Here is a 22,405-nt window from a genome sequence, read left to right as displayed (position 1 = left end):
TAGAGGGCGGAAAATCCGCAGTGAACCCGAGAAAGCCGTCGCCACAAGCAAAAAGGCGACGCTGTGCAAAGCGTCGCCAAGTCGGTCGATACGGTCAAACCGGAAAACAGACAGCGGCTGAACAGCCGCTTGAAACGCAGCATCACGGACGACGCGCAGCGGTCCGGACCCGGGCGAAGCGGTGAGAGACCTTGGCCTCTGACCTTGCGCCGTCGCCGGAATGGCGGACCGCTGCTTGTTTGGCCGCCCTGGTCCCTCGATAAGCCTTCCAAGTGCAGCTAATCTAAACGGATTGGCCGATTTAAACGAGAGCGCGTTTACACCGAATCGGCAGAGGATTTGCAGTGTGCTGCGCAGGCGCTGCACCCGGTTTGCGTGGCGGTCGCGCAGTTCTCCCTACGCGCGGACAAACGCGGCAAAACCCGCACGCCCTGCCCCCTGCAGCACCGAGTCGTTCTGCGGCGTATGAATCCGCGCGCACAGCACATCGCGATAGTGGCGCTCGAGCGCATTGTCACGACTCAGACCGGGATTGCCGCTCGCCTCGACGGCCAGTTGCACCGCCTCGATGGCCTGATTCGCCACCATGTATTTGACGAGCGGCGCTTCGTTGAGTGTCACGCGTTCAGCATGCACGCTTGCGTCGAGCAGCACGCGATTGCTGAACAGCAGCGCGTCGATGCGGCCGAGCGTCTGCTGAAACGCGGGCAGGCTCGCGAGCGGCGCGCCGAGATTGCCAGGTGTGCGTTCAGCGGCCCATTGCGCGAACCAGTCGCGCGCCGCCCGTGCGACGCCGTCGTACACCGCCGACAACAGCACGCTCATCCAGGCGAAGCCGAGTGCATCGAGTCCCGCACCCGGCTCGCCGGGCGGATGGACGTCAACCGCATGAGCGGCCGGTACGAACACGTTGTCGAACACGAGCTCGTGACTGCCCGTGGCGCGCATGCCAAGATGATTCCACTCGCTGCCGACTCGCACGCCCGGGGTGTCCCGATGTACCAGCCACACGCCGACGCGCGGCGGCGTCTCGTCGCTGCGCGCCCATACCGCAAGCCAGGTGAGGCCGGGGCTGCCGGTCGAGTACAGCTTGCTGCCGTCGATGATCCAGCCATCGGCACTGCGCCTCGCAAGCGTCGACGGCAAGCCGCCGCGTGCCGGCGTGCCCAGCTCGGGTTCGACGCGCAGCGAGTTGATCAATGCGCCATCGCGTACCGCTTCACGCGCCACACGTTCACGCAGTTCGACAGGCCAATGCGGGTTGCCCTGCAAGCGATGATGAAACAGGTATTGCATCACCAGCACCAGTGCCGTGGACGGCTCGCCGCGCGCCACTGCGCGCACCACCTTCAAGGCCTGCGGCAAGCTCGCACCCGCGCCGCCAAGCAATGCGGGCACCGTCAGCGAGAGCAGATCGAATTCGTGCAGGCGCGCCAGGTTGGCGTGAGGAAATTCGGCCGTGCGGTCGTAGTGAGCCGCACCGGCAGCGAACTCGCTCGTGAGCCGCCCGAGCAGTGCGTCGAACGCAGCGCTATCGAGCGGTGGATGACGGCGTGTCACCGCGCTATCGGCAATCGGGGCATTCATGCGAGGACTCCGGCAGGCCGCATCAAGGCAGCGGGAAGCTGCGATCGAAGCTCGTCCGCACGTCGAGATGCGCACGGATCACGTTGGCGGCTTCGTAGGTATCGGCAGTGCGCTGCTGCGCGCTGACGACGCTGTCGTCGATCGCAACCGGATGCACCTGGCCGCGCTGATAGACGGTTTTCAGCACATCGGTCGGCAGACCGGTGACTTTTGATTGCATCGCCGCCACTTCATCGGGATGCGAAAGCGCCCAACGCTGGCCGATCGCCACGCGTCGCAGGAAGTCGGCGAGTTGCGCGCGCTTGTCCGCGATCGCACGTTCGGTCGCAACCTGATAGCTGAGCCCTTCGGACAGGCCCACGCCGTTGGCGATGATGCGATCGTGATCGCGCGCTTCGCCGAGTGCCGTGTACGGGTCCCACACCGACCATGCGTCGACACTGCCCGACGCCAGCGCCGCCTTCGCATCGGCGGGTGCGAGGAACACGAACGTGACGTCGCTGACCGGCACATTGGCCTTCTTCAATGCGGCGAGTGCGAGATAGTGGCCGATCGAGCCACGCGTCGTGGCGATACGTTTACCCTTCAGGCTCGCTGCATCGTTCAACGGCGATTGCGCGCCGACGACGATCGCCAGATCCAGCGGATTCGACCGAGTCGCTGCGACCGCACGTACCCGCGCGCCGGCTGCGAGCGCGAACACGAGCGGCGCATCGCCCAGTCCGCCGACATCCACCGCGCCGGCGTTCAGCGCTTCGCCAAGCGGTTGCGCGGCAGGAAAGTTGAACCACTCGATCTTGTACGGCAGGTCTTTGAGTTGTCCGGATGCTTCGAGAATGCCGCGTGTTTGCAAGGACTGGTCGCCGACTTTGAGCACGGGTAGATCCGCTGCATAAGACTGCGTTGCGCAAAGCGTCGCGCACAGTGCGAGCACCGCCGCGCCGAGTGGTTTGAGCAACGCGCGTTGCAAGACGGATGAAGCGGAGAACGAAGAACTAGAAGTCGTCATGGCGGCGATTACGTCGAGGCATTCAGATAATGTGCTATCGACGATAAGGCACGCATCTGTATAAGACAAACGCATTATTCTGCTAAGCAAATATGCGAATTTTCTTGCCCGGTGAGGCGTGCGCGCACATCGATACGGGTATCATCGAACGCACGAATCTTGCGCCTCGCTGCGCACTCATCAAGTCACCGCTCATCATGAAGATCGACGAAATCGACGCCTACGTCACCGTCATTCGCTGTCAGTCATTGCAACAGGCGGCGCTCTCACTCGGCCTCACGCAGCCGGCGATCACGCGCCGTCTGCAGAATTTCGAAGAGGCGCTCGGCGTCGAATTGCTCGACCGCAATACACGTCCGCTCAAGGCGACGGCAACGGGCCGCATCGTCTACGAACAATGCCGCGTGATCCAGCGTGAACTCGACGTGCTGCGCGAGATCGTCGCCACCGACACGCCGCCCGTGGGCACGCTGCGCCTCGGCGTCGCTCAGACAATTGCCGATATCGCGCTGACCGATGCGATGCGCGGCCTCAAGTCGGCTTATCCGGATCTGCAGGCGCGTGCGTCGACCGGTTGGGGCAGCCAGCTTCTGCAACGCGTCGAACAGGGCGAACTCGACGCCGCCGCAATCCTGCTGCCGAGCAACAAGACCTTCGACGAGATCTTGTTGGCGCGCTCGCTTGGCCGCATCAAACTGGCCGTGGTCGCGCAGAAAGGCATGTTGAAAAAACGCACGCACGCGCTGGCGGAATGCCAGTCGATCGGGTGGGTGTTGAATCCGGATGGATGCGGCTTTCGCGATGGCCTGCAACGCACGCTGACAGGTCTCGGACTCGCGCTCAAGCTCAATCTGGAAACGCTCGGCACCGAACTGCAATTGCAACTGGTCGCCGACGGCAACGGTCTCGGCCTCGTGCCCTTACCGCTGCTGCACGCCAGCGCTCACGCGGACGCACTCGATATCGTGTCGATCAGCGACTTCAAGCCACTCATCGACATCTGGCTCGTGCATCCGCGCGTGCTGGGTAAATTGCAACAGCCGGTCGAGCGCTTCGGCGCGGCGATCGAGCGGCAATTCAAGGAAGCGCGAGCGCAGCGCGCGGCTTGAGCCACGCGCCGCTTGCCCATCAGATCACGCGAAAACCGTGTGTACCATCGCGCCCAAGCTGAGCAACGAGGCCGTACTCCCACTCCAGATAGGCGTTCATCGCTTCGCGCGCGTTGTCGGTTCCCTCATACGGACGACGATACCGATCGATGCGCGGAGACGCCAGCCGCGTCTCACCGCTCTCCACGGCAAAGCCCGCTTCGATCCACGCGTTCGTGCCGCCGGCCAGCACCTGCACCGGCTTGCCCGTCAGTGCCGCCAACTCAGGCGCGGCAAAGCGCGCAAGCAGACTGCTGCCGCAGGTCACCACATAACGCTGCGCATCCGGCAGCTTGCGCAACGCTTCGTTGAGTTGCCCACGAATCGCGAACCATGCGCCCGGAATATGGCGCTTCACATAATTCGCGCTGGTCGTGAAATCCAGCACGACGGTGCCCGGTGATTGCAGCAGCGTCACCAGTCCGGCCGGTGTGATCTCATCGGCAGCAGGCGGCGTGGGCGCAAAGCGCGCGGCGGGCGCGGCGCCCTTTTCGCTGAAGTCCGCGTTGCCCAGGCCGTCCACCACATACACCTCGACGTTCATCTGCGCGAGCCACGACGCGCTCATGTTCGCGCGCACGCCGTCGTTATCGGCGAGGATCACGCGCGCGCCGCGCACCGGCGCAAACATGTCGGTCTCCTGCACGAGTTGACCACCCGGCGCATTGCGAAAACCGGGTACGTGGCCCGCTTCGTATTCTTCCGGCGTACGCACGTCGAAACGATAGACGGTCCGTACCGCTTCATCGGCCCAGCGACGCGCTTCGTCGCGCGACGTGCGGCCCACCCTGGCGCGATCCGCCACCCCGCGCGCGGAATCGGCGGCGGCGAGGCGAAGTGTGTCGTCGGCAATCGGCTCGAAGCGGCGTGAGCTGCCGTGCGCGAGCGCCTGACCCGCAAGCGTCCAGCCGATGGTGCCATTGCGGAGCGCCGCGACCGGATTCGGCACGCCCGCATTGATCAGCGACTGCGCGCCGATGATGCTGCGCGTGCGTCCCGCGCAATTGACGATGATCCGCGTGGCGGGATTCGGCGCGAGCTGCCGAGCGCGCAACACCAGTTCCGCGCCTGGCACGCTGATGCTGCCTGGAATATTCATGGTCTGGTATTCGTCGAAGCGGCGTGCGTCGAGCACCACCACATCGGCTTCATGATCGAGCAGCGCCAGCACCTGCGGCGCGCCGAGGGACGGCGTATGGCGCTCGCTTTCGACCAGTTCGCCGAATGCCTTGCTCGGCACGTTGACGTCCTGGAATAGCTCACCGCCCGCCTCGCGCCAGCCTTGCAAACCGCCATCGAGCAGCGCGACATTGGTATAGCCCAGCTCGCTCAACCGGCGTGCGGCGCGTTCGGCAAGCCCTTCGCCGTCGTCGAACAGGACGACCGGCACGTCGCGGCGCGGCAAGCGCACCGGCGCTTCCAGTTCGAGCCGCGAGAGCGGCAGATTGGCAGCGAACAGCGGATGACTGCGCGCGTGCGGATCCTCCTCACGCACGTCGACGAGCGCGATTTCCTCGCGCTCGAGCAGTGCGCGGCGCACGTCTTTGAATGATCGGGTACGGAATTCTGTAGCGAAACTCATGAGATCAGGGACTCCTTCGAAACATTCCAGATATTCGGCAACACATCGTTCGAGTAGCCGGAGATAAAGGTTTTTCGGCCTCCGCCGGCCGGATAGACGGAACGCGTCACCGCGCCAATATTTCCACCGTACACGTGAATGCTGATCGACGTACGATCGTGAAAAGCATTACTCACACGATGGATATCGCCGATGCGCGGCGAGACAGCATCCACCGCGCCGGCATCGAGGCGCTTTGCCGCCCCCTCTTCTTCCAGCGCGCCGTCTGGCGTGATGCGATATCCCTGAGCAATTTCCGCACCACGCAACACACCGATCAAACCCCATACGGTGTGGTCATGAACCGGCGTCGACTGGCCCGGCCCCCATACAAAACTTACGATTGAAAAACGCTGCTGCGAATCCGCGTGCAACAGGAATTGTTGATAACGCTCGGGATCGGGCTGCGCGAAGGCGTCGGGCAACCAGTCGTCGTGGGCGATCAGCTCGTGCAGCGCGGCGCCGCCGGCTTCGAGCAGATGCGCTTCGGGCGCGCGCTCGTCGACGAGTGACGCAATCCGGCCGACGAACGCGCGCAGCCGGTCCGGTCTCAAAGCTTGAGTCATCGAATGTTCAGAATGTGGGTTGACTTGAATCGGTCACGCACCGCGGGCGAGCGCGGCGTTGAAGGTATCGGTCCATAACGGTGCGACGTCGACATGCCGGTCGATGACCGCGGCGCGCGCGAACGTATCGGCAACCTGCTGCTCGCTGGCGATATCCGCCGCCGTGACGCCGGTGACGCGGCGCGCCTGGCTCTGGTTGCGATACAACGAACGGATCGCCTCCTCGGGCACCCGCAACTCCGCTGACAATACCTTCGCGTAGGCGTCCTGATGCTGTCCGAACCACGTGCAGGCGCGTTGCAGCCGCACCAGCAGATCCGCGGACGCGGCCCGCCGTTGCGGATCGGCGAGTACCGACGGATGACCGTAGTACAGGTAATTGCCGGACAAATAGCCGTTGGCGTTTTTCAGCACGCGCGCGCCAGCTTGAGAGATCGCAAGCGGCACGTTGTAGCCGTAGATCGCCCAGGCATCGAGCGAACCGGCGTTGAAAGCGGCGAAACCGTCGCGCGGCGCGAGCGAGGTGGCCTGAATATCGCTGAACGATAGCCCCGCCTCTTCGAGCATGCGCAGCAGGTAGTAGTGCGTCGTGGTGGCGCGCAGATAGCCGACGCGTTTGCCCTTCAGATCGGCGATCGAGCGGATCGTCGAGCCCTTCGGGACCAGCACCACCTGATTGTTGACGTCGTCCTTGTAGACGGCGATCACGCGCACCTGAGCGTTCTGCAGCCGCGCGAAGATCGGTGGGATTTCGCTGCCGGAGGCGATATCGAGCGAGCCGCCGTTCATCGCCTCGACCATCGCGTTGCCGGACTGGAATTCGGACCAGTCGATGGTGTAGGGCGTGTCCGCGAGGCCTGCGGTTTTCAGCAACGTAGCGTCGCCGCCTTTGTAGGTTGCGACGCGCAAACGGACTTTGCTGAGATCGACAGGCGGATCGGTTTTCTCGCTTGCTGCCGGCGTGGCTGCTGCGGCGGCTGTCGAAATCAAACCTGTGCCTGCCGCGCCGAGAAATGAGGCTGAAAGCGCGGCCGGCAGCGCGGACACGAGCCAGCGGCGCCGGAGCGAAACCGGCGAATCGAAACGTTGGGTCATCTTATGGGGTGCTCAGGTAAGGACGTCAGGCTCGGCTTCGACCAGCCCTTCCAGCAGGCTCTGGAACGCAAACAGCGCACCGCCAGGGCGGCCGACCTGCTCGTGCGTGAGCGTGGCGACGTCGTGCGGGATGGCTTGTGGTGTGCCTGCGGCTTCGGCAAGCAATTGCGCATGGCAGGCGTTATCGAGCGCGATATACCACCAGGCCGGCGCCTCGACGCTCGGACCCGCCGTCAGGATGCCGTGATTCTTCAGGATCACCGCCTTGCGTTCGCCTAGCGCCGCCGCGATGCGCGCACCTTCATCGGTATCGAGCACCACGCCGCGGAAATCGTCGAACAAGGCATGATCCTGATAGAACGCGCACGAGTCCTGCGTCAACGGATCGAGCGTGCGGCCGAGCGTCGACCATGCCTTGCCGTAGAGCGAATGCGTGTGCGCGGCGGCGATCACATCGGGGCGCGCTTCGTGAATCGCCGCGTGAATCGCGAAGGCCGCCTGATTCACCGGCCCCTCGCCGACCACGATCTCCCCTTCTGCATTCACCAGCAGCAGATCGGACACACGAATGCGGTTGAAGTGCTTGCCGAACGGATTGACCCAGAAGTGATCGGGACACTCCGGATCGCGCGCGGTGATATGGCCGGCGAGACCCTGATCGAAACCATAGCGGGCGAACAGGCGAAACGCCACGGCGAGCCGTTCCTGCCGATAGCGCCGTTCGGCCGCGATGCTGGCACGTGGCGGGACGTCGTCGAACCAGAATTTGCGCAGCGGCGCGTGACGCTGGAGCGGAGGCGTATCTGCGGTGTTTTGCAGCGTGGGGGCACTTTGTCGAGCTGGAGCGTCTTGCAGCGCGTGCTTGCTTAGCGGCGCTGGGGTGCCTTGCAACGTGCTGGTGCTTAGCGGCACCGGGGTGTCTTGCGGCGCGCGGGCACTTTGCGGCGCCGGCGTGTCTTGCAGCGTGTTAGTGCTTTGCGGCTCTGGGGTGCCTTGCAACGCGTTAGTACTGTGCGGCTCCGAGGTGTTTTGCAACGCGGCGGACAGATCGGTCATCGTGGCTCCGTTCAGGCGGCTACGCGTTCGACGCGCGCGATCCGTTCGCGAGTGGCCGGAATCAGCTCGCGGCCATAGTCGACGGCGTCTTCGAGCGGATCGAAGCCGCGCACGAGGAAGGTCGACACGCCGAGCGCGTAATACTCCGCCAGCGTTTCGGCGACCTGCTCCGGCGTGCCGACCAGCGCGGTCGAATTCGAGCGTCCGCCGATTTCCTTGGCGACGCCGGTCCACAGACGTTCATCGACGCGATCCGACTGACCCGATGCCGCGAGCAGCCGCCGCGCGCCTTCACTTTGCGCCGGGCCGCCGACGCCGAGTCCTTGCGCCGCGCGCAGCCGCCGGGTTTCCTCGAGGATGTGCTCCGCGCGTTCCCACGCGGCTGCTTCGGTAGCCGCGAGGATGGGCCGGAACGATACGGAAAAGCGCACGTTACGGCCGTGTTTAGCGGCTTCGGCACGCACGCGGGTGACCTGTTTGCGCACTTGCGCCTTCGATTCGCCCCAAAGCGCGTAGACATCTGCATGACGTCCGGCGATTTCGAGCGCGGGCGCGGATGCGCCGCCGAAGTACACGGGGATATGGGGTTGCTGCACCGGCTTCACTTCGGAGAAGCCTTGTTCGAAGCGGTAGTACTGACCGCTGTGATCGAAGGGTTTCGCTTCGGTCCAGATGCGGCGCAGGATGTGCAGGTATTCGTCGGTGCGGGCATAGCGTTCGTCATGCGACAGGTAGTCCCCATCGCGGCGTTGTTCGGCGTCGTCGCCACCGGAGATGATGTGGACGGCGAGACGGCCGCCGGAATAGTGATCGAGGGTTGCCAGTTGGCGCGCGGCGAGCGTGGGCGAGACGAAGCCCGGGCGATGGGCGAGCATGAAATGCACTTTGCTCGTGACGCTGGCCGCGTGGGCGACGGTGAGGAGCGCGTCGGGACTCGTCGAATGATGCGGCACGAGGATGCGGTCGAAGCCCGCGGCTTCGTGAGCGCGGGCGAATTGCTCCACGTAGTCGATGTCGATGATTGGCCCTTGCGGGGCGTGGGTCTCGGACACCTTGCGGGTCTGGATCATGCCGATGAATTCGATGGACACGGTGGTGTCTCCCAAGGTGGTTTTTTGCCCGGCGGGGCGGTGGCTTCCTTGATTGGATGCGGTGCTCTGTTCGAGGGGATTAAGGTAGCAGCGCTACATGCGGATGTTAAATATTGATCGGACATATCTATATCGGGATTGCATGTAAAGATGGGGGGTTTGGCTACGCCGGGATTTTTTTGTGTGTGCTTAGTGCTTTGGGATTTTCTTGATCTTGTTTGCCTGCTCGGCGCTTTTGTCAGTGTTCTTAGGGCTTTGGCCTTTCCTTGTTTTGTTAGTGGTCTATTAGCGTTGCCCCTGTGCGGGGCGGCACCTACTTCTCTTTGCCGGCTGCAAAGAGAAGTAGGCAAGAGAAAGCAGCTCAAACCGCTACTACTAAGACTAAGTGAGCACCGTGGTCTGCTGCGGGTAGTGGTGCATCTGGAATCCGTGTTCTCTCACATTCCGCGTTAGTGACAAAGGACTCATCCGCTCCCACTCCGCACTACGTGCGTCGCGGACGGGTGTGCATGGGAAACCAGGGGCTTCGGCTGAGCTCTGTGAGGGCCGTCGGCTTCGCCTCGGCGACACGCCTCTGCATTCACCCGGGAACCCCTACCTCAAATGATTTGTCGGTGCCCCGCAATCACCGTCACCGTCACCGTCACCGTCACCGTCACCGTCACCGTCACGGTCACGGTCACGGTCACGGCTGCGGTGGCGGTGGCGGTGGCGGTGGCGATGCAATGACGAGCCACGGTCCGGTGGCGAGACGTGGGCGTCAAAACGCAGGGATCGGTTTTTGAACTGCTCTTCGGCGCGCGCAGCGCCGCCGGAAGTATGACGCCCTTGTCACTGGCGCATGCAGGGGCACGAACACAGATTCCAGATGCACCACTACCCGCAGCAGACCACGGGCCCCACTTAGCAGTAGCGGTTTGAGCTGCTTTCTCTTGCCTACTTCTCTTTGCAGCCGGCAAAGAGAAGTAGGTGCCGCCCCGCACAGGGGCAACGCCAATAGACCACTAACAATTCAAGGAAAGGCCAAAGCCCTAAGAACACAGACAAACAACCCCCGCCGGAGGCAACAAACCGATAACCCCCTTCCACGAACGTGGACATCCCAGGACGATCAGCAGAAAACCAAAACCTTTGCCACAATGCCCCATCGCGCGAAAGCGCCCGAAACATCACATGAACAGAAAATGATCCCCTTCTCGGTCCTCGACCTATCGCCGGTCATCGCAGGTGCCACCCCCGCGGACGCGTTCAAAAACACATTGGATCTCGCCCAGCACGCGGAAAACTGGAACTACCGCCGCTTCTGGCTCGCAGAACACCACAACATGACCGGTATCGCCAGCGCAGCCACCGCTGTCGTGATCGGCCACGTCGCCGGTGGGACGAAGAAAATCCGCGTCGGCTCCGGCGGCGTCATGCTGCCCAACCACGCTCCGCTCGTCATCGCGGAACAGTTCGGTACCCTCGCGTCGCTCTATCCGGATCGCATCGACCTGGGCCTCGGCCGCGCACCCGGTACCGATCAAAGCACCGCCCGCGCGCTGCGCCGCGATCTGCAAAATAGCGCAGAGTCGTTTCCCGACGACGTCGTCGAGTTGCAACGCTATTTCGCCGACCCCGTGCCGGGTCAGCGTATTCGCGCAGTCCCCGGCGCAGGCCTTCATGTGCCGCTCTGGCTGCTCGGCTCGTCGCTGTACAGCGCGCAACTGGCTGCGGCACTCGGTCTGCCGTTCGCGTTCGCGTCGCACTTCGCACCCGATCACATGTTCACCGCGCTGAAGGTCTATCGCGAGCAATTCCGTCCGTCGGCGACGCTCGATAAACCGTACGCCATGGTCGGCGTCAATCTGTTCGCCGCCGATAGCAACGAGGAAGCGCGACGTCTGTTCTCCTCGCTGCAGCAGCAGTTCGTCAACCTGCGGCGCGGCACGCCCGGTCAGTTGCAGCCGCCGGTCGAACGGATCGAAGCGTCCGAGATGGAGTTGAACGGCGTCGCGCATTCGCTCGCCTGCTCCGTGATCGGCGATCGCGATACGGTCCGCGAAGGACTGCGGTCGGTCATCGATCAGACCGGTGCGGATGAATTGATGCTGACCGCGCAAATCTACGATCACAAAGCACGGCTGCGCTCGTTTGAGATCGGCGCGCAAGTGCGTGAAGAGTTAGGCGCCGGCAAGTAACAACGCAGGCAGTAATAAAAAAGGGCGGCGTGTATCAGCACAGGCCGCCCTTCTTTTTTCGTCGATTGGCTGGCTGCCCTGAGTACACGAACATCAGGTTGCCCAGCCGCAATGCTCACCGATTTGCCGGCACCGCCGCCAGGCCATCGAGCAGCGCCTTATGAAACGCCTGCGGGTCCTGCATCTGCGGCGCGTGCCCCAAGTCGGCGAATTCGACGAGCGTAGCGTGCGGAATCGCCTTCGCAGCGGCCTTGCCCAGTTCGGGGTAGTGGCCGATCTTCGCGCGCACCTCAGGCGGCGCCGCATCCTTGCCAATCGCGGTCGTGTCCTTCTGACCAATCAGCAGCAGCGTCGGCATGCTCAGATGGCCCAGTTCGTACACCACCGGTTGCGTGTAAATCATGTCGTACAGCAACGCGGAATTCCACGCCACGATCTGTTTGCCGGGGCCCCGGTACATCCCCGCCAGCATCTGTACCCACGGCTCATAGTCGGCGCGCCACTGGCCGGCGTAATAGGTCGTCTGCTCGTAACGGCGAATGCCGTCCGCAGTCGTCTTCAGTTCGCGCTCGTACCATTGGTCGACCGATAGCGAAGGCACGCCCTTCGCCTTCCAGTCCTCTAGCCCGATCGGATTGACCAACACCAGTTGCTGCGTTTCATGTGGATACATCAGCGCATAGCGGATCGCGAGCATGCCGCCGGTCGAATGGCCGATCACGGTCGCGTCAGTCACGCCAAGCGATTCGAGCAGCGCATGCGTATTGCGCGCCAGTTGCTGAAAACTGTACTGGTAGTGCTCGGGCTTGCTCGATTTACAAAAACCGATCTGATCCGGCGCGATCACCCGGTAGCCGGCGTCGCTCAGACGATGAATGGTCGCGTCCCACGTCGCCGCACAAAAGTTCTTGCCGTGCAGCAATACGGCCGTGCGGCCGTTCGCATGGTCCGGCGTGATATCCATGTACGCCATGTGCAGCGCCACGCCTTGCGAGGTGAAGTCGTATTGCTCGACCGGTGCCGGATAGTTGAAGCCCTGCAACTCGGGGCCGTACGCCGGACCGCTGTTATCGACAGCCACAGCCGGAGTGGCGCTGGTAGCCGCGGAACCGGGCTGGGTGAGAGAGCCACCCGAACCACCCGCACGCCCCGAACTGGCCGCACTCCCCGCAACGGCCCCACTGGCCGGCGTGGCAGCGAAAGCTCCAGGCGCAGCGACTAGCGCGCAGGCGCTCAAGATGGCGAACAAAGACTCGCGGCGAAAATTCATCGATCGTTTTCTTGCAAAGGGAAATCGGCGTGAAGCATGTAGGCTGCGGGCGCTGGTAAGCCGACGTCCGCACCCCGTTCGGAGCGGACGATTCTACGACGCGCCGCCGGACTCTGCTGCCGCGCGCGCAGGCTCAGGGCGGCGCCGGCCGGTGTGGCACGCATATTGCCGCGGTTCGCCTTACGCCCTATGTGTCCTCGCGCACGGATGCGTCCCGCGCAAGGGTCGATCGTTCGCAAGGCGGCCGCGCGAGTTGCATCAGCACAATTCAGACTATTCGCCCGCGGCAAATCAGTGCTAGAACTAGCAGACGGGCCCGCGAAGACGAAAGCCGCCTGGCAGCACGAATCAATAACGCAGAGCGAGAGAACAAGACCACCCGGGGCATACTAATCAGCAACTATCTTGCATGGGACCGGAGTAAGCGTGAAAGCGCTAACTCCGGTCGACAAAGGAGACAGACATGGAAACTCCGGCACGGCTGAACGATCTGCAACGCACCACCCTCGCCATCGTCCTCGCGGGCGGACGGGGCACGCGGCTCGGGCCGCTCACGAACAAGCGCGTCAAACCAGCGGTGCACTTCGGCGGCAAATACCGGATCATCGACTTCGCGCTCTCCAATTGCCTGAACTCCGGCATCCGCCGCATCGCGGTGGTCACGCAATACAAGGCGCACTCGCTACTGCGCCACCTGCAGCGCGGCTGGGGCTTCCTGCGCGGCGAATTCGGCGAATTCATCGACCTCTGGCCAGCCCAGCAGCGGGTGGAAGGCGCCCACTGGTACCGCGGCACCGCGGACGCCGTGTTCCAGAATCTCGACATCATCCGCTCGATCCGGCCGAAATACGTGGTGGTGCTGGCGGGCGACCACATCTACAAGATGGATTACACGCGCATGATCGCGGATCACGCGGAAAGCGGCGCGGATTGCACGGTCGGCTGCATCGAGGTGCCGCGCATGGACGCCGTGGCCTTCGGCGTGATGGCCGTCGACGAAAACCGCCGCGTGACCGGCTTCGTCGAAAAACCCGCCGATCCGCCCGCCATGCCGGGCCGTCCGGATTCGGCGCTCGCCAGCATGGGCATCTACGTGTTCAGCGCCGATTACCTGTATTCGCTGCTCGAAGAGAACATCTCGAGCGTCGACACCGATCACGACTTCGGCAAGGACATCCTGCCGCGCGTCGTCACGCAAGGCACGGCGATCGCGCATCCGTTCAGCATGTCGTGCGTGTCGTCAGACCCGAGCGTGGAGCCGTACTGGCGCGACGTCGGCACGATCGACGCCTACTGGGCAGCCAACCTCGATCTTGCCTCCACCATCCCGACGCTCGACCTGTACGACCGCAACTGGCCGATCTGGACGTATCAGGAACAGTTGCCACCCGCCAAGTTCGTACGCGACCTGAAAGGCCTGCAAGGCACCGGCAACAATCTGATCGTGTGCGGCGGCTGTGTGATTTCCGGCTCGCAGATTTCGCGCTCGGTGTTGTCGTCGAACGTCAAAGTGAGTTCGTTCTGTAATATCAATGAGGCAGTCTTGTTGCCGCAGGTCACCGTCGGCGCGAGCTGCCGGCTGCAGAAAGTGGTGATAGACCGTGGCTGCACCATTCCGGACGGCACGGTGATCGGCGAAGATCCCGTGGCCGACGCCGAACGCTTCTATCGCACTGACGACGGTGTCGTGCTGGTCACACCCGAGGCGCTGCAGCAGAAGGGGACGTGATCCGCGCCGGAGCGGCAAAGCGAACGGGCTGGCGGAGCCTGCCGCCCGTCCTGCCGCTCAATTGGACCTGCCGCAAACCCGCACTAACAGGAACGAGACCGAGCCTATGACGATTCGCGCCCTGCACGTCGCAAGCGAGCTGTATCCCCTCCTCAAAACGGGCGGTCTCGCCGACGTCGCGGGCGCGTTGCCGCCCGCGCTGATCGAGCGCGGCGCTGACGTGCGGGTGCTGCTGCCCGGGTTTCCGGCGGTGGTCGCCGGCTTGGCCGACCTGCGTCCGGTGGCGCAGCTAGGCCGCCGTTTCGACTCGCCGGGAGTCACGCTCGAACAGGGCACGCTGCCGTCGAACGGCCTGATCGTCTACGTCATCCGCGCCGGCTCGCTGTACGACCGGCCCGGCAACCCCTATCTGAACGACGAACACGTACCGTACGGCGACAATGCGCAACGCTTCGCCCTGCTGGGTTGGGTCGCGGCCCAACTGGCTCAGCACCTCGACCCGGCGTGGGCGCCGCAGATCGTCCACGCGCACGACTGGCATGCCGGACTCGCGCCCGCCTACCTCAAGGCGGCTGAACGGCAGCACGGCCGCTCGTTCGCGCGCAGCGTCTTCACGGTGCACAACCTCGCGTATCAGGGCGTTTTTCCGGCGCATCAGTTCGGCCAGTTGGCGCTGCCGGACGACTTCTTCAACATGCGCGGCGTCGAATTCTATGGGCAGTTGTCGTTTCTGAAGGCAGGTCTCTACTACAGCGACCGCATCACCACAGTCAGCCCGACCTACGCCCGCGAAATCCAGACACTGGCCCAAGGCGGCGGGCTCGACGGGTTGCTGCGTCATCGCTCGCACGATCTGAGCGGCATCCTGAACGGCGTCGACTATTCCGTGTGGAATCCCGCCACCGACGCACTGCTCGAAGATCACTACACAGCCACCCGTCTGGCCGGCAAACTGGCCTGCAAGGAGGCGCTGCAAAAGCGCTTCGGCCTCGCGCAGAAAAGCGACGCTTTGCTATTCGGCGTGGTGAGCCGGCTGACCGAACAGAAAGGCCTTGACCTGCTGCTCGAGGCGGCGCCGGAAATTGTCAAACGCGGCGGCCAACTAGTGGTGTTCGGCACCGGCGACCCGGCGCTCGAAAATGGTTTGAAACGCGTCGCGCATACGCATCCGGAATCGGTGGCAGTCGAACTGGGTTTTGACGAGACACTCGCGCATACGATCGTCGCGGGCAGCGACGTGATCGCGGTGCCGTCGCGCTTCGAGCCCTGCGGACTCACGCAACTGTATGCGCTGGCTTACGGGTCGCTGCCGCTCGTGCATTGCGTCGGCGGCCTCGCGGACACGGTCGTGGACGCGTCGCTCGAAAATCTCGCCGACGACCTCGCTACGGGCTTTGTATTCGAACGATTCGAGCCGAAGGGCCTTGCGGCGGCGATCCGCCGCGCGTTTGCGCTCTATGACCGCCGCACCGAGTGGAAAGCCACGCAACGTCGCGCGATGCATCAGGATTTCGGCTGGGGCGCCTCGGCCGAGCGCTATCTGGCGCTGTATCGGGAACTCGCCTGATCCCTCACCCGTTTGATGGTTCGACGCAACAACACGGGGACGGATCGACTCGCGCGTGACAAACTCATGTATTGTTAGTTGACTATGCAGACCGCGCATTTTTCTTGCACTATCTGAAACAGTCACGCCGCTTCAGGCGCCCGGTCAAAGCCGGTTCGTTACCGCGGCTATCCGTCCGTTCTCATTGATCGCGCAAAACATCTTGCGCGGGCCACACCATGACGAAAAACGTTCTGAGCATCCAGTCACATGTCGTCTTCGGGCACGCCGGCAATAGCGCAGCCGAATTCCCGATGCGGCGGCTCGGCGTCAATGTCTGGCCGCTCAATACTGTGCAGTTTTCGAACCACACGCAATACGGTCATTGGACCGGCGGCGCGATCGAAGCATCGCAGATGGAAGAACTCGTCGAAGGGATCGGCGCGATCGGCATGCTGCCGCGCTGCGACGCCGTGCTGTCCGGCTATCTGGGCACACCCGAGCAGGCGCAGGCGGTGCTGGAGATCGTCAAGGCCGTGAAGGCCGCCAATCCGCGCGCGTGGTACTTCTGCGATCCGGTGATGGGTGCCGCGAGCGGCTGCAAGGTCGAGCCGGGCATCCAGGAATTTCTGGTCCGCACCATGCCGACGGTTGCTGACGCCATGGCGCCGAACCATACCGAGTTGCAACGCCTCGTGGGCCGTGAGATCGAGACGCTCGAAGAAGCGGTGGCCGCGTGCCGCGAGGTCATCGCCCGTGGGCCGAAGCTCATGCTGGTCAAACATCTACTCGATCGCAACAGCCCTGCCGACCGTTTCAACATGCTGGTCGTCACCGAGCGCGAAGCGTGGATGGGGCAGCGTCCGCTCTACCCGTTCGCGCGGCAGCCGGTGGGCGTCGGCGATCTGACGAGCGCGGTGTTTGTCGCGCGCACGCTGCTGGGCGATTCGATCCGCGCCGCCTTCGAGCACACGCTGGCCGCTGTGAACGCGGTGGTCAAAGCGACGTGGCAGGCCGGGCGCTATGAACTGGAACTGGTGGCCGCACAGAACGAAATCGCGCAGCCCCGTGAATGGTTCGATGCCTGGGTGGCGGAGGAGACGGCGTAGGCGCGGGGCACCTTGGCGCGGCTCAACACGTAACCGTGCGCCCCGCATCAGTTGCTAGCCGAGCCCACACCCGGCACGCGACCCGCGCTTGTCAGCCGGTCGCCCTATAATGCGTGCCGCGTGGGCGAGGCAATCGCCCGCCCATAGCGCATTTTTTGGGGCGTCCGGGCATCCGGCATCCGGCATTCAGCATTCAGCATTCAGCATTCAGCATTCAGCATTCAGCATTCAGCAGACGAGGCATCGATGGACGGTTATATCCGCAGCGAGCGGGAAGAATTTTTTGAGCAGTTGTGCATCAGTGTCGACGCGGACGAAGCGCACGAGCAGGAAGCGATCGAGTACTTCGAGAACCAGTTCGACCAGGCCGACTTCGATCCCGCACAGTGGCTCGACATCGCGCTTTTCTATTCGCCGGCGGTGGCGCGCGGCATCGTCGAAATGGTGACACCCGACGACAAGGCGCGCAGCAACATCGCCGAAATCATCGCCGACAACCTCGACATTTCGTACGGCGAGGACGAGTGCCAGCAGTTCGCCGAGACTATCGAATTCGCGCTGAACAACGGCGTGCCGGTGGATCTCGACCTGGTGCTCGACGGCTGCCAGCGCGCAATAGACGATCTCGACACCTGGGCCGACGAAGAAACCAAGGCGCCCATCCTGCGTCTGCGTGAAGAGTTGCTGCGCCAGCAAGGCGAGCAGTGAGGGCGTCGTTTTAGCCCGCCGTCAGTTGCTTCTTTTGCTTTTGTCGTTTTTCCGGCGAGCCCGCGCAGGTTTGTTTCCGCGACTGTGCAACGGTAGTAAGGCCGGCGCGCTCGCGCCGGTTTCTCGAGCGCCATCTCCAGGCCGCATCCCCGCCGTTTGTTCGGCCGCATATCGCGCCCTGTTTCTTAAGCATATGCCGCAATCCGCACCCGCGCGCCGCCGCTGACAGGCCGCCAGCCCAAGCGCTGTGCGGGCTATGCCGAAATGCTCATTCAAAGCGCCGCGAACTGCCAAGACGGTCGCAAATTGGCTTTCTATATTCGCGCCAGATTGACGGGCATATGAACGCCACTGCGCGTCCCCAAGAGGACTTCCATGGACGCCCCCAAGGGGATTTCCTATGGGCGTATTCCAGCATTGTTAATGGTGACCGATCATCCGTACCTTTGATGACGCGCCATGCGAAGTCAAACCAATGCTTGCGCGTCGATCCAGTATTACAGCCTTACCGCTTTCACACCTGAAACTGTCGATGGAGAGAAAGACCATGAGTCTTCGCAACACGCTGAAACCGCTTGCTCTGTTCGTTGGCGCTACCTTCGCGATCGCGCCGCTGGCCAGTTTCGCCGACGACCTGCCGGTGAAGATCGGCTTCGCCGCGCCGCTGACGGGTGCCAACGCCGGCTACGGGAAGGATCTGGAGAACGGTGTCCGGCTTGCCATCGAGGAAGCCAACGCGCAGAAGATCAAGATCGGCGACAAGGTCGCGCAATTCCAGCTCGTCTCCGAGGACGACCAGGCCGACCCGCGCGTCGGCGTGCAGGCCGCGCAGAAGCTGGTCGACGCGGGCGTATCCGTGGTCGTGGGCCACTTCAATTCGGGCACGACGATTCCTGCCTCGCAGGTGTACGAGCAGGCCGGTGTTCCGGTGATCGACCCGGCCGCCACCAATCCGATCATTACCGGGCGAGGCTTCGCGAACACCTTCATGGTGATTTCCACCGATGCGCAAAACGCCGGCAACGCGGGCGTCTACGCCGTCGAGGTGACGAAGGCCAAGCGCATTGCGATCATCGACGACCGCACCGCGTTCGGCCAGGGCGAGGCCGACGAGTTCGAGAAAGCGGTGAAAGCGCATGGCGGCAACATCGTGACGCGCGAATACACCGACAATCACGCGGTGGACTTCAGCACGCAGATCACCAAGATCAAGGCGACCAATGCGGATCTGATTTTCTTCGGCGGCCTGGATACGCAGGCGGCCGGCTTCGCGAAGCGGATGAAGCAACTGGGGATGAACGCGCAGTTGGTGGGGGGTGGCGGCGTGATGGACCAGGACTTCATCAAGCTCGCCGGCGATCCGTCCGAGGGCGCGATGGCCTGGGAATACGGCAGACCGTTGGCCCAATTGCCGGGCGGCAAGGACTTCTCCGCGAAGTTCAAGAAGCGCTTCGGAGTGGATATCCTGTCGTACGCGCCGTTTGGGTATGACGGGGCATGGGCCGCGATCAAGGCGATGCAGCAGGCAAAATCCACCTCGCCGGCGGTCTACCGGCCGGTGCTCAAGACACTCGATTACGACGGCGTGACCGGGAAGATTTCCTTCGATAGCACCGGGGCGTTGAAAAGCGGCGCTTCCACGCTGTATCAGGTCAAGAGCGGAACCTGGGTGCCTATCGTGACCAAGAGCGGAAGTTAAGCGTCTCTTTTTGCCCATGACGGCGTGGTTGTTCATGCGGCAGCGGCGGTACGTCTTTACCGCCGCTGCCGTGGGCACCACCGATGCCGTACGTGCTACCTGACCGCCTTCAACACCACTTCGGCGTCGAGATCCCGTTCGATCCGGATCAGATCATCCTTCACGCCGGCAAATTCATCGGCAGAGCACATCTGATGGCCAAACGCGGCTCGCAGGTGTCGCCTGACCTGCAAGACGCGCGCGGCAGGATCGAACACGTAGCGAGAAGAAAACTCGAAGAAACGATCCTTCACCGCGGCATCCGGCGGCACATCCGTCACGCGGGCGAACCTCGGCAGTGTCATCGCCAGCGTTTCATCGAATTCCCCGCCGATGCACGCCCAGGGCTGCGTCCTCGCAGGCTCCGCCAGCCATGCCTGCACCTGCCCGGCCATTCCGCCGGACAAGCTCGTCAGGGCCGGTACAGCGGTCGTCCCATCGGTCCAGACAAAATGTGCCACCCGTCCCTGCATCGACGTGGAAAAAGGTCCATCGGTCGAGACCAGATCGCCCGTGCGCAACTGCGCTGTGCCATGCAGGCCCGTCAGCAATAGACGATTCGCCGCAATCTGTTGCGTGCGCTGCCGCGTTGCCCGTCGAAACATATTGCGTTCGAGCTCCGCGGTATAGCCGGCATCTTCCACGCGATAAGCGTAGTTCGCCGCCCCGCTCTCGTCGACGTCGATCTGCAGGCGCGCCGTGCGCTCGCGCAACTGGGTGGCCGGCGTGCGCGCCAACACGCCCTCGTCGACCAGCAAAACGGGCCGATCCATCGCGCTCGGCGGCAAATAGCCAAAACTCATGCCGCCTGCCGTGGTGTCGGCAAATAGCGATAGATCAGGAATCCAGACGATTGCATGATTGATCGCGCTTTCGCCGTAGCCGGGCACCGCTGGCAAACTGTAGTACGGCCCGAGATTGAGCAGGACGGCCTCGCTGCGGATGCCGACCGCGGCGAGAAACGCGCCGTACAACGCGACGTGGTCCTTGCAGTCGCCATAGCGGTTGTGCAGGATGTCGATCGCCTTATGCGGGATCGCCGCCGTCTCGCCGAGAAACAGCGCAACGTAGCGAATATTCAGGCGCATCCAGTCGAACAGGACCTGTGCCTTCGCACGCGGATCGCTCACCTCTGCGGTCAGGCTCCGTGCGAGTTGAACGATGGCCGGGTCGCTCATCGTCGCGTCGGCGGCAGGGCCGCGATAACGCGCGGCGAAACTCGCGAAGTCCGGCACGGTCGACACCATCAGCCGGTCGCCCCAGTTCGCATAGCCCACCGCGCCCGCTTCGAGCGGCGCATACGGGCCGTGCTGGTAATCGAACTCGTAGCGGGTGCGGCCGTTTGCCGTGACCGGCGGCAGCGCGACGTAGCCGCGCGCATCGGCATAAAGCGGCACGTCGGCGGGCAGGTCGAAGATCAGGCGCTGCATCTCGACAGGCTCGCGCGTCGGTTCGACCAGGTACGCGAACGTGCCGGCCTGCAGAGGCTTCGTGCGCGTCTTGCGAAACGCCAGATGCACGCGCGAGCCGGGTTGGACGCCCGGAAAGATCACCGTGCGCAACACGCCGTCTTCGAAACTCGGTGCGCCCGCGGAGCGGGGTTCCTGCACGTCGCGGATCGCTTCAGGCCCGACCGGATGCGCGACGCGGTTCGGGTCGATCGTTTCCGCGGTCAACAGTTGCACCTGCTCGATGTCCTTGTTGAACCACACGTAGCGTTGCGCGATATCGTCGACGCCGCTCGTCGTGTTGGCCCGCAGGACCGTGTCGTCATGTTCTTCGACGGAGCCGTCTTTCTGGATCACGAAGAGGTGGACGTCGCGCTCTGTCGTCGAGGGGGAGAGGTCGTCGTTCGAGGTGCTGGAGGTGTTCAAAACACTGCCCTCAGCAAGCGCGTTGGTTGCACACGCAACCAACGCCAACGCGGCGGTCAGCGCCACGAACGCGAACCACCGCGTCATGCGCGGCGCGCCCTGCCTCGCGCGCGCCACGCACGCGGACTCGACGCAAACTCCGCGCGAAATGCGTGATTGAAATTCGACAGATCGTTGAAGCCGCAATCGAGCGCGATATCGACAACCTTTGCGCTGTCGTCGTCAAGGCGCAGCGCCGCTGCTCGCAAGCGCGCCCGCAGCACATATTGATGCGGCGTCACGCCAGTTACGCGCTGGAACGTGCGCAGGAAGTAGAACTCGCTCAGGCCCGCCGCGGCAGCGAGGCTCGTCAGCGTATGCGTGGCGCCTGGCGTGTCGTCGATCAGGCACACCGTCTGCGCCACGCGCGACCAGGCCGCGGCGCTTGCGGGTGGTTCCGCGCGCTTCAATGCACCCGCCGCCTTGAGCGTCGCGACGGCCACTTCGACCGCGAGTTCGTCCCACACCGCGCCGCCCGTATCCAGGGCGCCGGCACAGGCCCGCGCGATCAGCGGCGACAACGCAGGTAGCGACGGAATGCGCGCGCGCCTGAAGTTCAGATCGCCGCTCGCGATGCCCGCGTCCGCAGCAAGCCGCTCGAAGTACGCCGGCGCATAGCGGAAGGCAATGCAGCGATCGCCGGGCGCATGCCGATGGCCGCATTCGAAGCAGTCACCCGTATTGCCAAGCAACAGCGCGCCGGGGGTGAGCAACGCGCGTCCCGTCGCGGTCCGGTAGCCGAACGAACCGGCGACCACCATCGCGATGCACACGCCCGCGTGCCGTTCCTCGAACGGCTGGTCGCGCGGGCCGAAGGTGCAAAGGATGTCCGCGACATCCCAGCTCGCGCCTTGGGCCAGCGGACGCGCGCTTGTGCTGCCGCGCGTGCCTTCCCGCGCGCGCTGCGCGAGCGCCTGCTGCAAAGTGACGGCAATTTTCCCCAAGATGCACCTCGGCTGAGTCCGTATCGTCGTTTTAGCACATCGGCGGCCGGCGCGGTTTTGCCCGTTCCGGCGATGGCGCTTTCACTGAACGCTCG

The 22,405-nt window shown here is 63.7% G+C and carries 18 protein-coding genes; 8 read left to right on the top strand and 10 right to left on the bottom strand.

The window, feature by feature from the left end:
• Window positions 1-396 precede the first annotated feature (396 nt).
• Both P3T25_RS39640 and P3T25_RS39635 read right to left on the bottom strand, forming a co-directional pair.
• A complete protein-coding gene (locus P3T25_RS39640; protein WP_154565693.1) occupies window positions 397-1,587 on the bottom strand; it encodes an acyl-CoA dehydrogenase family protein in 1,191 nt (396 codons plus the stop codon).
• 22 nt (window positions 1,588-1,609) lie between these two features.
• On the bottom strand, window positions 1,610-2,596 hold the full coding sequence (locus tag P3T25_RS39635) for an ABC transporter substrate-binding protein (protein ID WP_154565692.1): 987 nt from the start codon (window positions 2,594-2,596) through the stop codon (window positions 1,610-1,612).
• Window positions 2,597-2,793: 197 nt separating this feature from the next.
• Here P3T25_RS39635 and P3T25_RS39630 point away from each other — a divergent pair, with 197 nt between their 5' ends.
• Window positions 2,794-3,705: a LysR family transcriptional regulator gene (locus P3T25_RS39630; protein ID WP_154565698.1), complete on the top strand. Its 912-nt coding sequence runs from the start codon at window positions 2,794-2,796 to the stop codon at window positions 3,703-3,705.
• Between the two features lie 19 nt (window positions 3,706-3,724).
• Here P3T25_RS39630 and P3T25_RS39625 read toward each other — a convergent pair whose 3' ends face one another.
• From P3T25_RS39625 to P3T25_RS39605, 5 genes are all read right to left on the bottom strand, one after another.
• Window positions 3,725-5,326: a rhodanese-related sulfurtransferase gene (locus P3T25_RS39625; RefSeq protein ID WP_429362637.1), complete on the bottom strand. Its 1,602-nt coding sequence runs from the start codon at window positions 5,324-5,326 to the stop codon at window positions 3,725-3,727.
• Window positions 5,323-5,931, bottom strand: coding sequence for a cysteine dioxygenase (locus P3T25_RS39620; protein ID WP_429362635.1), 609 nt, complete (start codon window positions 5,929-5,931; stop codon window positions 5,323-5,325). Before P3T25_RS39620 ends, P3T25_RS39625 begins: the two co-directional genes overlap by 4 nt.
• A 33-nt stretch (window positions 5,932-5,964) precedes the next feature.
• Window positions 5,965-7,026 carry an ABC transporter substrate-binding protein gene (locus P3T25_RS39615; RefSeq protein WP_154565689.1) on the bottom strand — a complete coding sequence of 354 codons (1,062 nt, stop codon included), beginning with the start codon at window positions 7,024-7,026 and terminating at the stop codon, window positions 5,965-5,967.
• 12 nt (window positions 7,027-7,038) lie between these two features.
• Window positions 7,039-7,845 carry a class II aldolase/adducin family protein gene (locus P3T25_RS39610; RefSeq protein ID WP_429362660.1) on the bottom strand — a complete coding sequence of 269 codons (807 nt, stop codon included), beginning with the start codon at window positions 7,843-7,845 and terminating at the stop codon, window positions 7,039-7,041.
• A gap of 248 nt (window positions 7,846-8,093) precedes the next feature.
• Window positions 8,094-9,173: an LLM class flavin-dependent oxidoreductase gene (locus P3T25_RS39605; RefSeq protein ID WP_429362633.1), complete on the bottom strand. Its 1,080-nt coding sequence runs from the start codon at window positions 9,171-9,173 to the stop codon at window positions 8,094-8,096.
• 603 nt (window positions 9,174-9,776) lie between these two features.
• Between P3T25_RS39605 and P3T25_RS39600 the strand changes: the two genes are divergently transcribed.
• Together P3T25_RS39600 and P3T25_RS39595 are read left to right on the top strand one after the other, a co-directional pair.
• Entirely contained in the window at window positions 9,777-9,902 is a 126-nt protein-coding gene (locus P3T25_RS39600; protein WP_429362631.1) for a hypothetical protein, read from the top strand.
• 455 nt (window positions 9,903-10,357) lie between these two features.
• Window positions 10,358-11,353, top strand: coding sequence for an LLM class flavin-dependent oxidoreductase (locus P3T25_RS39595; RefSeq protein ID WP_154565688.1), 996 nt, complete (start codon window positions 10,358-10,360; stop codon window positions 11,351-11,353).
• Window positions 11,354-11,468: 115 nt separating this feature from the next.
• On the opposite strand, the gene P3T25_RS39590 is transcribed toward P3T25_RS39595, so the two are convergent.
• A complete protein-coding gene (locus tag P3T25_RS39590; protein ID WP_429362628.1) occupies window positions 11,469-12,623 on the bottom strand; it encodes an alpha/beta fold hydrolase in 1,155 nt (384 codons plus the stop codon).
• A 463-nt stretch (window positions 12,624-13,086) separates the two neighbouring features.
• Between P3T25_RS39590 and glgC the strand changes: the two genes are divergently transcribed.
• The 5 genes from glgC to P3T25_RS39565 all read left to right on the top strand — a co-directional run bounded on the left by glgC (window position 13,087) and on the right by P3T25_RS39565 (window position 19,414).
• Window positions 13,087-14,352: a glucose-1-phosphate adenylyltransferase gene (gene glgC / locus P3T25_RS39585; RefSeq protein ID WP_154565687.1), complete on the top strand. Its 1,266-nt coding sequence runs from the start codon at window positions 13,087-13,089 to the stop codon at window positions 14,350-14,352.
• A gap of 106 nt (window positions 14,353-14,458) precedes the next feature.
• The gene (glgA, locus tag P3T25_RS39580) at window positions 14,459-15,919 is read left to right on the top strand and encodes a glycogen synthase GlgA (RefSeq protein WP_154565686.1); all 1,461 of its coding nucleotides are present in this window, start codon (window positions 14,459-14,461) and stop codon (window positions 15,917-15,919) included.
• Window positions 15,920-16,137: 218 nt separating this feature from the next.
• Window positions 16,138-17,007 carry a pyridoxal kinase PdxY gene (gene pdxY, locus P3T25_RS39575; RefSeq protein ID WP_154565685.1) on the top strand — a complete coding sequence of 290 codons (870 nt, stop codon included), beginning with the start codon at window positions 16,138-16,140 and terminating at the stop codon, window positions 17,005-17,007.
• Window positions 17,008-17,253: 246 nt separating this feature from the next.
• Complete coding sequence (locus tag P3T25_RS39570; RefSeq protein WP_154565684.1) at window positions 17,254-17,715, top strand: hypothetical protein; 462 nt, start codon at window positions 17,254-17,256, stop codon at window positions 17,713-17,715.
• Between the two features lie 547 nt (window positions 17,716-18,262).
• Window positions 18,263-19,414: a branched-chain amino acid ABC transporter substrate-binding protein gene (locus P3T25_RS39565; protein ID WP_266242388.1), complete on the top strand. Its 1,152-nt coding sequence runs from the start codon at window positions 18,263-18,265 to the stop codon at window positions 19,412-19,414.
• Between the two features lie 95 nt (window positions 19,415-19,509).
• On the opposite strand, the gene P3T25_RS39560 is transcribed toward P3T25_RS39565, so the two are convergent.
• Both P3T25_RS39560 and P3T25_RS39555 read right to left on the bottom strand, forming a co-directional pair.
• Entirely contained in the window at window positions 19,510-21,414 is a 1,905-nt protein-coding gene (locus P3T25_RS39560; protein WP_429362625.1) for a DUF3857 domain-containing transglutaminase family protein, read from the bottom strand.
• On the bottom strand, window positions 21,411-22,310 hold the full coding sequence (locus tag P3T25_RS39555) for a helix-turn-helix transcriptional regulator (protein WP_429362623.1): 900 nt from the start codon (window positions 22,308-22,310) through the stop codon (window positions 21,411-21,413). Before P3T25_RS39555 ends, P3T25_RS39560 begins: the two co-directional genes overlap by 4 nt.
• Between the last annotated feature and the right edge of the window lie 95 nt (window positions 22,311-22,405).

The sequence above is a fragment of the Paraburkholderia sp. GAS32 genome (assembly GCF_050434225.1).
Taxonomy (GTDB): Bacteria; Pseudomonadota; Gammaproteobacteria; order Burkholderiales; family Burkholderiaceae; genus Paraburkholderia; species Paraburkholderia madseniana.
Note: the sequence above shows the minus strand (reverse complement) of the source record. Positions and strands in the feature narration are given on the sequence as shown.